The organism is Rhodonellum psychrophilum GCM71 = DSM 17998, from assembly GCF_000381545.1.
Classification (GTDB): Bacteria; Bacteroidota; Bacteroidia; order Cytophagales; family Cyclobacteriaceae; genus Rhodonellum; species Rhodonellum psychrophilum.
This window is the reverse complement of record NZ_KB906674.1, coordinates 345,635-359,915: the sequence shown is the minus strand read 5'-3', so window position 1 is coordinate 359,915 and position 14,281 is coordinate 345,635. Positions and strand designations below refer to the sequence as shown.

Annotated in this window: 13 protein-coding genes; 4 read left to right on the top strand and 9 right to left on the bottom strand. The window is 40.0% G+C overall.

What is annotated here, in order from left to right; genetic code table 11:
• Positions 1-4 precede the first annotated feature (4 nt).
• From F824_RS0104790 to argB, 7 genes are all read right to left on the bottom strand, one after another.
• Positions 5-1,111 carry a hypothetical protein gene (locus tag F824_RS0104790; RefSeq protein ID WP_139189620.1) on the bottom strand — a complete coding sequence of 369 codons (1,107 nt, stop codon included), beginning with the start codon at positions 1,109-1,111 and terminating at the stop codon, positions 5-7.
• Positions 1,108-1,740: a hypothetical protein gene (locus tag F824_RS0104785; protein ID WP_019596723.1), complete on the bottom strand. Its 633-nt coding sequence runs from the start codon at positions 1,738-1,740 to the stop codon at positions 1,108-1,110. The genes F824_RS0104790 and F824_RS0104785 overlap by 4 nt, the downstream gene beginning before the upstream one ends.
• Entirely contained in the window at positions 1,730-2,272 is a 543-nt protein-coding gene (locus F824_RS0104780; protein WP_019596722.1) for an RNA polymerase sigma factor, read from the bottom strand. The genes F824_RS0104785 and F824_RS0104780 overlap by 11 nt, the downstream gene beginning before the upstream one ends.
• Before the next feature lie 346 nt (positions 2,273-2,618).
• Positions 2,619-3,830, bottom strand: a complete 1,212-nt coding sequence (argJ, locus tag F824_RS0104770) for a bifunctional glutamate N-acetyltransferase/amino-acid acetyltransferase ArgJ (RefSeq protein ID WP_019596720.1) — start codon at positions 3,828-3,830, stop codon at positions 2,619-2,621.
• A gap of 13 nt (positions 3,831-3,843) precedes the next feature.
• A complete protein-coding gene (gene argC, locus F824_RS0104765; RefSeq protein WP_019596719.1) occupies positions 3,844-4,896 on the bottom strand; it encodes an N-acetyl-gamma-glutamyl-phosphate reductase in 1,053 nt (350 codons plus the stop codon).
• Entirely contained in the window at positions 4,880-6,088 is a 1,209-nt protein-coding gene (locus tag F824_RS0104760) for an aspartate aminotransferase family protein (RefSeq protein WP_019596718.1), read from the bottom strand. Before F824_RS0104760 ends, argC begins: the two co-directional genes overlap by 17 nt.
• A gap of 3 nt (positions 6,089-6,091) precedes the next feature.
• Positions 6,092-6,916: an acetylglutamate kinase gene (gene argB, locus F824_RS0104755; protein WP_019596717.1), complete on the bottom strand. Its 825-nt coding sequence runs from the start codon at positions 6,914-6,916 to the stop codon at positions 6,092-6,094.
• A 954-nt stretch (positions 6,917-7,870) separates the two neighbouring features.
• On the opposite strand from argB, the gene F824_RS0104740 reads away from it, so the two are divergent.
• Positions 7,871-8,749 (top strand): class I SAM-dependent methyltransferase, encoded by an 879-nt coding sequence (locus F824_RS0104740; protein WP_022582269.1) that lies wholly within the window; start codon positions 7,871-7,873, stop codon positions 8,747-8,749.
• Between the two features lie 192 nt (positions 8,750-8,941).
• On the opposite strand, the gene F824_RS26615 is transcribed toward F824_RS0104740, so the two are convergent.
• Positions 8,942-9,454, bottom strand: a complete 513-nt coding sequence (locus F824_RS26615) for a DUF4143 domain-containing protein (RefSeq protein ID WP_022582270.1) — start codon at positions 9,452-9,454, stop codon at positions 8,942-8,944.
• A gap of 291 nt (positions 9,455-9,745) precedes the next feature.
• Between F824_RS26615 and F824_RS27700 the strand changes: the two genes are divergently transcribed.
• From F824_RS27700 to F824_RS0104720, 3 genes are read left to right on the top strand one after another with little or no spacing between them, the layout of a single operon-like run.
• Positions 9,746-10,282 carry a DUF2975 domain-containing protein gene (locus F824_RS27700; protein ID WP_019596713.1) on the top strand — a complete coding sequence of 179 codons (537 nt, stop codon included), beginning with the start codon at positions 9,746-9,748 and terminating at the stop codon, positions 10,280-10,282.
• Positions 10,283-10,320: 38 nt separating this feature from the next.
• Positions 10,321-11,076: a DUF2975 domain-containing protein gene (locus tag F824_RS0104725; protein WP_019596712.1), complete on the top strand. Its 756-nt coding sequence runs from the start codon at positions 10,321-10,323 to the stop codon at positions 11,074-11,076.
• A gap of 3 nt (positions 11,077-11,079) precedes the next feature.
• Entirely contained in the window at positions 11,080-11,292 is a 213-nt protein-coding gene (locus F824_RS0104720) for a helix-turn-helix domain-containing protein (protein WP_026333500.1), read from the top strand.
• A 44-nt stretch (positions 11,293-11,336) separates the two neighbouring features.
• On the opposite strand, the gene F824_RS0104715 is transcribed toward F824_RS0104720, so the two are convergent.
• Positions 11,337-14,264, bottom strand: coding sequence for a T9SS C-terminal target domain-containing protein (locus tag F824_RS0104715; RefSeq protein ID WP_019596710.1), 2,928 nt, complete (start codon positions 14,262-14,264; stop codon positions 11,337-11,339).
• Between the last annotated feature and the right edge of the window lie 17 nt (positions 14,265-14,281).

Sequence of the window (14,281 nt, the reverse complement as noted above, 5' to 3'; positions counted from 1 at the left end):
TTCATCAATAAACAGTAAAAGTCAGTCCCACTAAGTTTAAAGATGAGGTATATCGCTCATTAAAATTAAGCGATTCAAATCTACTCCAAAATAGCTTCAAACGGGGCATAATGGTATAATCAACCCTGGTCATAAATTTATGATCATCGAAAAATCCATGATCCGACAGCACTCTGTACCCATATTGGATAGAGGTTTTATTGAAAAAAACATCGGATTCATATCCTACACCCAAAAAAACATCATTTCCCATTATAAATTTATTCTCCTCATTTTTTTGCTGAAACGTAAGTAAATTCATTGCAAAAAACAATGTATGGTTAATTGGCTTGTCTTTTTTTGATTTCAATCGGATATTGTATCTGGGAGTGACCATAAAAGGAATTTCATTCCCCACCAACCCTATACCAACCTCTGCATTTAATTTTGGATAATAGGGATTTTCTTTATTTTGGAACGTTTCGATGCTGATTTCCCCATCTTCGGAAATTATCATGGACTTGTAGAATTTTTTCTTTTTATAATCTGTATACCATTTATTTTCCTCCCCAATATCTGCCACCAACTGGTTAATATCAGCTTCTTTTAGAATAAGAATTTCATCTAATTCGCCTAAGAAAAAATCCACCTCCATTAAATTAGAAAAATAAGTAAGGGTAACCTGATGCCTGTAAACAGGTAGAAATTCACCATCGATTCTGGAAAATCTAGCAGAAGGAGTTAAGATAACCTTGAGTTCCTCGGTTTCGGGACTGAAAATAAAGTGGTAATTGTTTTTGTCCGGTGCCAAATCAAGACTTTTTACATTTTGAAGAAATTTTTCTATGTCATTGTTGAATCCTAACCAGCCGTCAAATCCTTTCTGTTTGCTCACATCATTCCAGCGGTAGGAAATCTTCTTATTTTCCCCAATAAATATTTCCAAAGTATCATTCACCCCCGTCAGCTGGATTTCAGAACGATCATAAAACCTTTCAGCATTCCTATTTTGAGCCTTATAAGCATTTGGATTGAGGAGAAATAAATCTGTTGGAACTTGCGATGACACCAAAAAAGGAATCAAACTCAATAGGCAAATCATTCCCCATTTCATACAATTCGTCGTTTTCATTTTTTTGTGGTTTTAATGTTTTGACCTCTATTGGTTACAGATTTTTCCTTTGTAAAATGATTTCTCGCTTTCAGCATTTGTTCCATGCTCAACTTTTCGACAACCAATTTTTCTTGTATCCTTTCATTGGATTTAAGCTTGGCCAATGATTTTTTAAGTGCCTGGGCCGAAGGACTCAAGGGTTCTGGTGTGGATTGCTCGACTCTAAATATTTGTGGCAGATTTCTCTCTGGTTCAGAAGGTACTGGCTTCAATGGAATTTCTTTAATTTCTACAATTTCCGGAATCGAGATTTTCTCCGGTGTTTCCTTATTTATATTCTCAAATTCTTTGCTGTCTACACCTGAAGTTGTTGGTTCATCCAGTACCACAACAAGAGGAATGTCAAAATCCGGCTCCTGAACGGTGGTTGTCAATAGGGCATTCTCCTTTGGCATATTATAGGGACTCATCCACCAAAGACCCCCTGACAATAAAATGAAACATGCCGCTATTGAAACGAATTTTAGCCAAAGTCTTTTTTTGGTGTTTCTATTATGGATTTTCGCCCAAATCAGTTCTTTCCTGAAAACCACACCTTCAGGCAAAGTTGCCAATCTATCAATATCTTGAAGTTTTTTAAGACGCATTGTGCCAACCTTTTTTGATGATTATATGTCTGAGATAAGCTTTTGCCTTACTCAGTTGCGATTTTGAGGTGCCTTTACTGATATCCAGTTGCGCTGCAATTTCAGCATGTGAAAACCCCTCTATTTCATATAAATTGAATACCGTTCGGTATCCTTCGGGTAATCTCAGGATTAATCCATAAAGCTCATCACTGGATAATTTTTCCAATATGTTTTCTTCAAGGCATTCTTGGTTTTCATCTGGCTCCACAATAAGAGGCTGTCTTTTTAACTTTCGCAGCAACATCAGACATTCATTGATCATGATCCTTTTGATCCAAACTTCAATAGACCCGTCCCCTCGGTATTCAAATGCGTTTAAGGAATTAAACACTTTTGTAAAACCCGTACTCAGCACATCTTCAGCATCTTCCTGAACTTTGACATAGCGCAGACACAACATAAACATGGGCTTCGAAAGCACCTCGAAAAGAAGTCTGAGCGCTTTTTGGTCTCCCTTCTTTGCTTTATCGATGTTGAGTTTATTTATCAAGGATTTAATGAGATGCTTTACCTGAAAAATGCAGAATTAACGAAAGTGGTTGCCTGAAGAAAGAAAAAAATTTCTTTAAAAAGAACAGGAGCCCAAATTAGTTTGATCAATAAGCAGAATGGAATAGATGAATCTCTTCAACAACTTCAAAATATGTAGAATTTCAGCAGGGATGTGGTCAAAATCCAAACTCATAGATACTTTCGACTAGATCTTACAGCTTTTTTTTAAAACACATCCCTTTTCTTACATTGAATTCAGGTTTTCTTTAAGCAGAAAATCCCCAAACCATAAAATGATTTGAGGATTTTTCGAAAAAAAAATATAGAAACGGTCAATTTCTCGATCAGGTCGTATAAACCGAATTGAACAACACATAATCGGTGGTCAGGTCACTGCCCCAGCCCACCGCCTCCTCATGCCCTGTATTCACTTCGAGGTGAATGCGAATATGGGATTCACGGAGAATTTTTTTCATGTAATTCTTATCAAAATCTGTTGGATTTCCTTTTTCCAAAACAGTGACCATGTGGGTTTTGTCCCCGATCATCAGGTTGACTTTCTTGTAATTGAAAGCAATCCCGGCATTTCCGCAAGCAGCGATAATCCTTCCCCAATTGGGATCCCGACCAAACATGGCAGTTTTGACCAAAGTGGAATCAGAAATGGCCCTTACCAATTTCCTTGCATTTTCCTCCGAACGGGCTTTGGAAACTTTATACTCGATAAACTTGGAGGCGCCCTCACCGTCTGACACAATCAGTTTGGCGAGATGGGTAAGGATTTCAAGCAGTTTTTCCCGAAACACAATAAATCCAGGATCACTTTCAGAGGTGACCTTGGTGTTTCCAGCCATTCCATTTGCCAGGATGGCCACCATATCATTGGTCGAGGTGTCTCCGTCCACCGTGATCATGTTGAAAGTCCTGTCCACACAATACCTTAAGGTCGACTGCAACAAATTTTTATCGATGTCAAAATCCGTGATCACAAAAGCCAGCATCGTCGCCATATTGGGATGGATCATTCCCGATCCCTTGGCTACTCCACCCATATGGATGGTGATCCCTTCATGCTCAAACTCTACAAAGCCTTCCTTGGCAAAAGTATCCGTGGTCAAAATGGCATTGGCCACAAATGAACCTGCCTTCGCTTCCGTGCTCAATTTGGGGATATTCACGCGAATGCCTTCCACTACTTCTTCCGTTGGGAATTTTTCCCCTATCAGTCCGGTAGAAGCCACAATGACATCCTCCTCCGAAATACCCAGCATTTCGGCAGTCACCCGGACCATGGCTTCTGCTCCCAAACGCCCCTGTTCGCCAGTACAGGCGTTTGCATTGCCGGCATTGCAGACAATGACTTGGGCCTGGTTGTTGGCCAGGTTTCTTTGCGTGATTTTTATCGGTTCTGCCTGAACCTTATTCTGAGTCAAAGTTGCCGCAGCTGCTGCAGGAACTTCTGAATAAATGATGGCCAAATCCCTTCTCATGGATTTGATGCCCGAATGGGCACCCCAACATTTGAAACCTCTTACATTTGTAATGTTTTTGATCATAATTTCTTCCCTTTTAGGGTTTTAATGGGATTTGTGATAATCCAGTCGACTCCGACAAACCCAGCATCAAATTCATATTGTGAACTGCCTGACTGGCAGCACCTTTTAATAAATTGTCTATCACGGATACAACAATCACTCTCTGTGTACGCGCATCCCAGACGGGACAGATGTCACAAAAATGACTGCCCCGCACATCTTTCACTCCCGGAGGACTTTTCCGCAATCTGATAAACTGCTTGTCCTGATAAAATTCATGGTAGATTTTATCCAGTTTTTCCTGATTCATTTCCTCAGTCACACTTGCATAAGCCGTCACCAGAATTCCCCTATCAATCGGTAATAAATGTGGTGTAAACTGTAAAGTTACCTTGTTTTGGGACAATGTGGATAATTGTTCCTCTATCTCTACCGTATGCCTATGACTTCCGATGCTGTAGGCTTTGAAATTTTCATTGACATTCGAAAAATGTGTGGTTGCATTCGCCTTGATGCCCGCCCCGGTCAGTCCAGATTTTGCATCGATCACCACACTGCCTTTTTGAATCTTGTTTCTTGCAAACAAAGGACTCAATGCAAGGATCGAAGCTGTCGGATAGCAGCCTGGATTGGCCACCAGATTTGCATCCTTGATCTGGTCAGCATTGAGTTCGGGCAAACCATAGATGGCATTCTTGAATCCTTGTGGGTAAGAATGGTTCTTTTCATACCAATTCTCATAAACCTCGGGACTTGAAAGCCGGAAATCCCCGGAAAGATCAATTATTTTTGCTCCCAGAGGCTCCCATTTGGCCACAAAATCCATGGAAATCCCATGGGGCAATGCCAAAAATATAATGTCTGGTTTTGAATTCTCCACCGCAGAGGCACTCACAAGCTCCATATCCAAAATCCCATAAAACTGGGGATGAAGGTCGGAAAATGGTTTTCCGGTATGCGTTTCCGAGGTTATCATCATTATTTCCACTGCAGGGTGGTGGACAAGCAGGCGGGCCAATTCTGATCCCGTAAATCCTGATGCCCCAACGATTACTACCTTATATATAGGATTATCCATTCTTTTCATCTTTTAATTGTTGTTCCAAAACTTCCTCGATTTTGAGAAGAACTGTTTCCAGATCCTTCTGATCGATGTTCAATGGTGGGACCAAGCGCAGGACCGAATCGGCAGTGGCGTTGGCGATCACTCCTTTTTCCATCAGGGATTTTACCAAAGGGGCTGCAGGCTTGTCAAACTGCACCCCGAGCATAAGCCCAAGTCCTCTGATTTCCAAAATGGAGGGGTATCTTTTCTGAAGCTTCATAAAAGCCGATTTCAGCCATTCTCCCTTTTGGGTAGCTGCTTCGCAGAGCTTTTCTTCCGAGATCACTTGGAGTGTAGCCAATGAAGCTGCAGCCATAAGAGGATTGCCTCCGAAGGTGGTGCCATGATCGCCAAACTGAATAGCGGAGCTCACTTTTTCATTGCAGAGGAAAGCGCCAATGGGAACTCCACCTCCCAAGCCTTTGGCTAAGGTCATGATATCGGGTTGCACACCATAATGGTCTTTTGCAAACCAATTCCCCGTCCTGCCGATACCACTCTGTATTTCATCAAAAATCAGGAGTACATCGTTTTCATCGCAGAGGGTTCTCAGCGATTTCAGATATTCCATTTCCGCCGGAACAATCCCACCTTCCCCTTGAATGGGTTCGAGGATAATTGCCGCCGTTTCTCGGCTCAGAAGATTCTTGATCGCCTCCAAATCATTGAATGGCGCTTGGGAAAACCCGCCTGGAATAGGCTCAAAACCCTGTTGGTATTTGGCTTGGCCAGTTGCGATGGTGGCCAAGGTCCTACCATGAAAAGAATTCAACATGGAAATTACCTGCCCCCCTTTCCCAATTTTGTGGGCATATCTACGGGCAATCTTGATCGCTCCTTCCACGGATTCCGCACCACTATTGGTCAGAAACACCCTGTCCATTCCGGAAATCTTCACCAACAACTCACTCAGGGCCACTTGCGGTGGACTGACGAAAAAATTGGAAATATGCATCAATTCCGCCGCTTGCTCCTGAATGGCTTTCACGACTTTGGGATGACAATGCCCCACGCTGTTCACTGCAATGCCCGCGAGCATATCGATATATTCCTTTCCATCGGCATCCCAAAGCCTGCTTCCTTTTCCTTTGATAAAGGCCAAAGGAAATCTTTTAAAGGTTGGGAGATAGTTTTCCTGATCTATTTCGTGTAGTACCTGATTGCTTATCTGCATGGATTACGGGGTCAAAGTGGTTCCTAAAGATTCATTTTCAAGGATATACCTGCGAAGCTGGTCAGGCTGGGTTCCATTGAGGATTACCGCTTTCCTGACTCCAGCCACAACGGCTTCTTCACAGGATTTTATCTTCGGGATCATCCCGCCTTGGATCGTGGAACCGTAATGTTGGGAAAGATCTGAAAGTCGGAGTTCCCGGATAATGGATTTGGGATCTGGATAATCAGAAAAAAGCCCGTCCACATCGGTGAGAAGGATATATTGGTCCACTTTTAAAGCCGCAGCGATTTGGCCGGCAAAAGTATCCCCATTGATATTGTATCCCGTCCCATCCTTGTCGTTGGCGATACAGGTCATGATAGGTGTGAAACCCCCACTTAACAACAAATCCAACAAGCTGGTGTCCACTGTATCAACCCGTCCTACTTGTCCGAGATCCACATGGATTGGATTCCCTTTACCATCCTTAGATTCGTGATCATATTTGACGGCGGTGACCGAGTTGCCGTCCTTACCGGAAAGCCCCACGGCTTTGAGCCCCGCTTGATTAAAAATACCGACAAGATCTGTATTGACTTCCCCGATTAGGGTTTTTTCTATATGAAGAAAAGCTTCGGAAGTGGTTTTGCGTTGACCATCAAAAAATTCCGATTGGATATCGGCGGATCTTAAGGCCTTGTTGATAAAGGGGCCTCCACCGTGGACCAGAATTACCTGATATCCTTCATCGCTGAGTGCCAACACCTGTTTTGCGATTTCACTTTTCAGAGATTGGTTGGTCATTGCATTCCCACCATACTTGATGAGAAGTTTTTTGGTTTGCATGCTTTTTTGAATTTTATTAAGCTGTTTTTTTGACTATTTTCATTGAAATTCAGGAAAGAAGTCTCAAAACAATTGGAGAAAGGAAGGAACAGAATATTTTGGAAAATGATCAAAAATGCCTTCCGGCCCAATTTAAGCAATAACTATACCATGGGAAGGCAAATAAAGATTTAAAATGATAAAGCCTCCCGATTATTGAAATAGTGTATTTATAAATTTGTTTTTTACCATTTAAGGAATGTTTACTGCCAGTATGTCTGTGCCTCCCGATCTTTTGTACACTGGGCAAGACCAGCTAAAGCTCAACCCGTGTTTTGCCTTACAATTCCACTCCAGCTAACAATTGTCTACCAATCGGAACACTGTCAACCGATTTTGATTTCACCTTATCGGCCCCAAGGCATATTCTTCAAATGGCCTGATTTTCTTGCAGTTTCCACCCTTATTGGAAAACTGAATCCATATTTCAGGTGAAACAGGTAGAAGATTTAACCCGTTTTATGCATGATCAATTCTATTCCGACCTGAAGTTGCTCATTTATCAGCCGGTTTTTTACTGTTTTTGACTATGCATTATTATCCAATTGGTGCGATTTTCTTGTCGTTAGAGGCCTATTGGGCAGCCTCATGCATATTTCCATCTGACTTACTTCAAGTTAGATGCCCTACGTTACTTTTCCGCTGTCTTAGAATTCGGGTTTAAAAACACAAAACAATCCATGATCATCTTACGGAAGAAGCCTCCCATTATGGTTTCCGGCAAGGACCTTCTGAACTTTGGCATTTACTGGTAATACTGAGGATATACACAAAACATTATTTATAAAACAAATAATTATACTTATAAATAAAAATTAACTTTATGGGCAATAAATTATTCAAATGATTTTCATTAAATTAATGGCATTATTTATCTGAATCCTTTGGACAGAAATCTCTTTAAACACCGTTTTTATGATAACCATGGAAAAAAACACTGTTTCTTCAGCACAAAAACCGCCAATCGTATGGGATTTCCCAGTAGGAATCCCCGACACCAAATTCCGGAAGTGGGCAAAAATCGGAGCAGGACAATTGATGTTGCTTTTAAAACCCGGATTGAAAGATAAATTTTTTTCAGGCCACTACCCGAAAGACCGGTATGAAAGGGCGGCATTGGCAAGCTTGGTGAACAATTTGAAAAAATCACAAGATGTGGACCATCTCGCGAAATTACACCAGCAGATCTGGGCCAAAACCTCTGGTTTTAGCGCATATGAGTCCACGGAGGAATTGTTGATGGAGGTAGAACCCTACCTGATGAAAAGTTTCGACAAGCTCCTTGACAAGTCTGCTTTCAAAACCTTGGTAGAGATCGGCTGCGGAACTGGAAAATTCCTCAATTATTTTTCAGAAAAATTCCCCATGATTGATAAATTTATAGGGATTGACATCAGTGCAGGACAGATTGAATTGAACAAAGCGAAATACGAACACAATCCCCGACTTGAATTCCATGCCGGAGACGCTATAGAATGGCTCAAGAAAAATTCCAGTACAAACACGGTTTACGTCACCTACGGAGGGGTTTTGGAGTATTTCAATGAGGACCAGGTCAACAATATGCTTGATTCCATGACGCAGCATGCCCCTGCAGGCCTTGTGGTGTTTGAGCCCATTGCAGATGGCTTTGATCCAAAGAAAGAAAAGCACTCCAAAGTAGACGGCTATGAATTCAACTTCAGCCATCCCTACCCCCACTTCGCCAGACAAGCCGGCATGGAAATCCAATATGAAAAAGTGTTTTATACCGACAATGCCTGGTGGATCATCTTATCGGCAGTCAAAAAATAGTGGTCAGAACAAATATTGGTGTTTCTGCTAATTCCCCACTGTAATATTTTTCAAAACTCAATCAAAGATTTAGCTTAAGAAACTCAAAGGCTGGAATTAGCCCCACCACCTTCCCGTTTTCTTCAAATCGATCGCTATGATTTTCAGTTACAATCACGCCTTTATCAAGATTGAAAAAATCCATGGCCTGAATCAGGCCCGCATATTCCCTCGTGAAATTTTCATCAGAGACATGATAACATACCTGAATAGCATGGGATACTTTTCCTTTTGTGATACCAGAAAATCACACTCTCCTTTTTCCTTGAAAAAATGAATGGAGGTGTACTTGCGGCGGAGATGGAGGTAAACCAGATTTTCTAATTTTCTACCCAAGTTTTCTGAAAAGGAAGTAGAGATAGCAGTGACTAAACCCATATCCATGGCATAGACTTTTTTAGGATTACGATTTTGGGCTTTGAGTGAATAGCTGAATTGGGGTACAAAATCAATCAGGTAGGCATCTTGGAAATAGGAGAAAAAGTCCAAAATCGTCACCGCCGATTTAATCCCAAACATACCTGTAAGTTTATTGGCGGATGTAGGCACCCCTAGATTAATCATCAAATAAAGTGCGAGTTGCTTCAACGAGGCCACGTCTCTAATTCCATGACGGACGGCGATATCTTTCACCAAAATATCATCCAACAAAGCAATTATGATCAACTCATTTTGACTTTTGACAAACTCAGGAATACCGCCAATTTTTTAGTATTCTTCAAGAGATTCCTGAGAGGCTACACGATTGGTAAAAGCGACAAACTCTTGGTAAGAAAAGGGAAACAACTCCATAGACAACTGCCTTCAAAAAGAAGCCCTATTGCACACCTAAAACTTGTACTACGGTTAATTAAAAAGAAGCTGAGTAGTTACAAATTTCTTTATTCAATTATTATTTATTGTTTTTCAATAAATATTTACCGATGTTTGAGATATCAAATTCAAACTCAACAGGCTATGTCTCCTAAAACCGACCTCGTCATCAAGTTCCTACACGTGATCTCATGGATCATCTTCATTGGCCTTTGCATCCAGACGGGAACCCTGATTTTCAATTACGCATTCATCCAGTTTCATATCTTCGAGGTGAAATACCTTTACCTGATTTTGGATCTATCTGAGCTATTTACTCAGAATGAAATCTATTTCGGAATGCTTTTCAGTTTGGCGATCGGCATCACTGCATTGAAAGCTTACACTTTTTTTCTGATCACACAGATTTTTGAGCATTTAAAATTGGATAAGCCATTCAGCATTGAGATTTCCAATCTGATTTCAAAGATCAGCTACTACATTTTCTCAGTTGGAATACTCGGTACAATTGCACACCGATTCAACCAGCAGTTAGCCAAAAGAGGTTATCCAGTCGAAAATGCCTGGGAATATTGGAATGACTATTCAGCCTTTTTGATGATGGCTGCGGTGGTTTTTGTGATCGCACAAATTTTCAAAAAAGGGATGGAATTGCAGTCTGAAAATGAACTCACAGTCTAAGCCTTTCTACTTCGATTATTAAAAAAAGACAGTTTTTTATGAAAACAACTAAAGTATTACTCTGGATTGCATATATCAGTTTTGTGTCATCAATCATAGCCCTTAGTATTTTGGGAGCGGTTTTTTTTCAAACTGAATTCGATGCTGAAGAAGCTGAAAAAGGAAGTTTAGAGGGTGTGGTTTCCAAAAGCACTACCAATAAGTTCGAGCTGCCCATGAACTTGAATGTGGAGTACTATTTCCGAATCAAAAATGGCGTGTTATTAGTAGACAGCTATTTTTTAAAACTTCAAAAGAAATTCCTAACTAATTCTGCAGAAGCGCAAGTCGCGGAAAAGGATGTAGATTACCCTGTATTACTACAGGAAAATTTTTACACAATGCCAGACTCAGAAAGCTATTTGTATATTCCAATTTCATATTCAAGTATTCAGGCTGCAATCACATTTGGAAAGTTTTACTTCTTTTTGGCGGCAGCAATCCTATTATTTGCCATTTTTATAACTATAAGATTCCTGAGAAACTGTGATAAAGGACATTTCTTCGTTCATGCTAACATCACATATATACGGATTATTTCTTATATCGCTATTGGATACAGTTTGATTGACTATGGAGCTCAATGGCATATCTTTAAGAAATTAAACAATAGCTTTAGCGAATTTCCAATCAATATTGATTCTGCTTTGGATTTCAATTGGACTTACGTGATTGCTTCACTTTTCTTATTACTGATCACCCAAGCCTTCAGTGAAGGAATCAAATTAAAAGAAGAACAGTCCTTAACCATCTAAATCATGCCAATAATAGTCAATTTAGATGTCATGATGGCCAAGCGGAAAATGTCCCTCAATGAGCTTTCTGAGAAAGTAGATATCACGCTCTCCAACCTTTCCATTCTCAAGACCGGCAAAGCCAAAGCCATTCGGTTCAGCACGCTGGAGGCGATCTGTCAGGCGCTGCACTGCCAGCCGGGGGATATTCTGGAGTTTAGAGAATGCCTTGAATGACGATTGACGAAGTATAATTTAAGCGCTACAATTCAGCGTTTGACCTACCTCAATAACATGAATGAACCTGAAACCACTTTCGTCTGAGAACCAACGGCCCAATATTCCACCTTATACGCATAAATACCTGGAGAAGAATTCACCCCATTAACTGTTCCATCCCATCCTTTATCTGTTAGCGAATCGGAATAAAACATCAAAGTTCCCCATCGGTCAAAAACCCATAATTTCAACGATTCAATTTGTCTGAATACTGGAAAAAAATAATCATTACTGCCATTTTTGTCGGGAGCAAATGCATCAGGGACTCTTAATGCCGGCCCTCCTACCTCAATGATTTTTTTAATTTCTTTAAAGCAGCCATCACTTGAATTCACTGATAATATGATCTCATAATTTCCTGGCTCAGTATAACTGTGGATAGGGGAAAATTCAGAACTCATAACGCCATTTCCAAAATCCCAAGTGAAGTCCAACTGACCGCTTCCAATTGATAGATTTTCAAACAAAATTATTTCGTTGGGTTCTATCGATCCACTTTGATTTATATTAGAACTCTTCCATTCAAAATTCGCCTCCAAATACGCTATATCCTCATTTTCAATAATTAAGTTAGAAGATTGACTACAGCCTTCGGTGTTTTCAACTCTAATATTGTAGTTCCCGGGACCTATTTCTTTAAACTCAAATGTCCCGATGGATAAATTAGAATTAGTGAAATTAAATGATTCTCCCTCACCTGTTGTTCCTTCAATTGTAAGGTAAAAAGTATCCTCAATTTCGGAATCTATAGCAATTGACAGCGCAAAATCAGAGAAATCCGGGCAGATCCCTTTTTGTCCAATTTTCTGAATATCTACCGTAAAACTTTGCAGAGGTAAAATTTCAAATTCAAGTTCCTGACTGCACCCCAAAGAATTTTGCGCTACTACCTGGTGTTTACCGACTGGAAACGATCTACTGTAGTCTTGGACAAATCCATTGCCATCCAAATAGTCATAACTAACTGCAATATCTTGATTTAATGAATTGAAAGTTACCAATCGATCAGTTATGCTTCCTCCACAACCTGCCTCTTCAATCTCTATCTCCAGATCGAAAAACCCGGACCGAAGGCCAAATTCTTTTGGACAATTTGGGTTATCGGAAGGAATTGCAAAATAGGTTTGACTTATATTGAATGGAATTTCATTTACATATTCAATGGTCGACTCACTAACAGGGAAACTATCGAAATATCTGGTTCCAACCGGAAATAAACTATTAAATTTGGAAATGTTCACCACAGAATTACTTTCCGGTTGGCAAATTGAAATCAAAGAATTGGCTTGATCAAAACCGCATTCTTGAATCAAATATTCGCCCGCTAATACATCCAACAAAACAGGGCCATAAATAGGTGATTCAAGACAGGATCCTCCTTCATCTGCTCCAATTTTTAATGGTGCGGTAGCCATTGAGGTACCTGTAATGCTATTGATCCCCACAATATTACCATCTAGGACAAATGGAAGTCCGCAAGATTGAACTAGGAGATTGCATTGTCCGGTCACCTTTACTTTATATGCGATTTTTCCAAGAATTTGATCCTTTGAATTTGGTATCGGCAAATCACCTATTTCCCAATTTAATACCCCATTACTGAATTCAGGTAATTGTCCGGAAGAATTTGAAAAAAAATATTCAGTTTCTGCACTAACAAATTCAAGTCCATTAGGAATATTCAATTCTAAAAGAGCCTTTTCTATTGAAATTTGTCCCAGATTCCTAATCTCAACCTCCAGTTCTATTTCATCCAATGGCTTAATTTCCGGTATTTCTCCATTAGCATCAGGGGTAATATAATGGTAACCTTCAACAAGGGGCTCATTCGCCTCTACTGCTGTAATGATATTATATATAACATATGCGTCCCCATCAGTTCCATATCGAAAGCGAGTGCCCGTCTGTCCATTCTTAAGAATTTCATTATTATCGTTGGGAATTTCAAAAATGGAAATATCCATTCCCGTATTATTTTTCAATTGCGGATTCCTTAGATTTCCACCTGTGGAAATACTTGAATTGAAAAAATTATTAATTGAATTCCCAGAATGAGAAAGTCTTATAAAATTACCAGAGCCTTCTTCTTTTTCTATTTCAAAGTAATCTCCAAAAGCAGCTACATCGCCTTCGCCTGCAGCGACTCCCAATTTCATTCTTACCGGACCTGAATCGACTGTAGAAAATCCTGAGATCGGAATTGTATAATCCGCAACTACACTTCCCCGAACAAATGCATAACCATCAAATACGGTAATACTTCTGTTAATCATCGAAGGATTCTCGTAAACCACAACCATTGACCATCCTCCATAATGATAGTTTGTTCCTTCTATTGCTGCCAAATCAGCAACAGTATATTCTCCTTCACCGGAATTTTTAACGAAATCAGTGACTTCCACAAAGCCAACAAAAAGACCCAAATCATTGGGTAAATCCAAACCGTAAGTGTACCTTATATCATTTGCTTTTGCTGTAAAAGTTTGTGTAATTCCTGTTGGTCCTTTTAATGTTACCTTCCTTCTATCCAGCTTTTTATTTATACAGGATCCTTTTGACACTTCGAATTCATCCTCAGTAGGCCCCCTTCCAGACCAATACATACCTGCGAATAAAACTTGAGAACAATCAGTATTTGCTCCATTTTCATTTGAAAATTTTAATGTAGCTGAGGATGAATTAATTGTATTTGAATCCCCATCTACATCCACATATATTAGAAGATTATCATTCATCAAGTTGTCTCCATAGTTTTGAAGCGTCAAATTGGTATTGCCTATCAAAACAAAGTCTCCTTTAATTTCAAAGGTTTTCCTGCTTTGATTATTTTGAGAAGCTCTTTCTTGAAAAGGTACTCGAACTTGCGCAATGGCCTGGGAGAAAATAAACGTTAAAAAGAAGAAAATTAACGTTCCAAATAGTTTTCGCATAGCGTTGGTGAAATAAT

What these genes read in the sequence shown, in the direction of transcription:
- F824_RS0104790 (WP_139189620.1), bottom strand. Translation starts at nt 1,111, where the DNA reads ATGAAAACGACGAATTGTATGAAATGGGGAATGATTTGCCTATTGAGT.
- F824_RS0104785 (WP_019596723.1), bottom strand. Translation starts at nt 1,740, where the DNA reads ATGCGTCTTAAAAAACTTCAAGATATTGATAGATTGGCAACTTTGCCT.
- argJ (WP_019596720.1), bottom strand. Translation starts at nt 3,830, where the DNA reads ATGATCAAAAACATTACAAATGTAAGAGGTTTCAAATGTTGGGGTGCC.
- argC (WP_019596719.1), bottom strand. Translation starts at nt 4,896, where the DNA reads ATGAAAAGAATGGATAATCCTATATATAAGGTAGTAATCGTTGGGGCA.
- F824_RS0104760 (WP_019596718.1), bottom strand. Translation starts at nt 6,088, where the DNA reads ATGCAGATAAGCAATCAGGTACTACACGAAATAGATCAGGAAAACTAT.
- argB (WP_019596717.1), bottom strand. Translation starts at nt 6,916, where the DNA reads ATGCAAACCAAAAAACTTCTCATCAAGTATGGTGGGAATGCAATGACC.
- F824_RS0104740 (WP_022582269.1), top strand. Translation starts at nt 7,871, where the DNA reads ATGATAACCATGGAAAAAAACACTGTTTCTTCAGCACAAAAACCGCCA.
- F824_RS27700 (WP_019596713.1), top strand. Translation starts at nt 9,746, where the DNA reads ATGTCTCCTAAAACCGACCTCGTCATCAAGTTCCTACACGTGATCTCA.
- F824_RS0104725 (WP_019596712.1), top strand. Translation starts at nt 10,321, where the DNA reads ATGAAAACAACTAAAGTATTACTCTGGATTGCATATATCAGTTTTGTG.
- F824_RS0104720 (WP_026333500.1), top strand. Translation starts at nt 11,080, where the DNA reads ATGCCAATAATAGTCAATTTAGATGTCATGATGGCCAAGCGGAAAATG.
- F824_RS0104715 (WP_019596710.1), bottom strand. Translation starts at nt 14,264, where the DNA reads ATGCGAAAACTATTTGGAACGTTAATTTTCTTCTTTTTAACGTTTATT.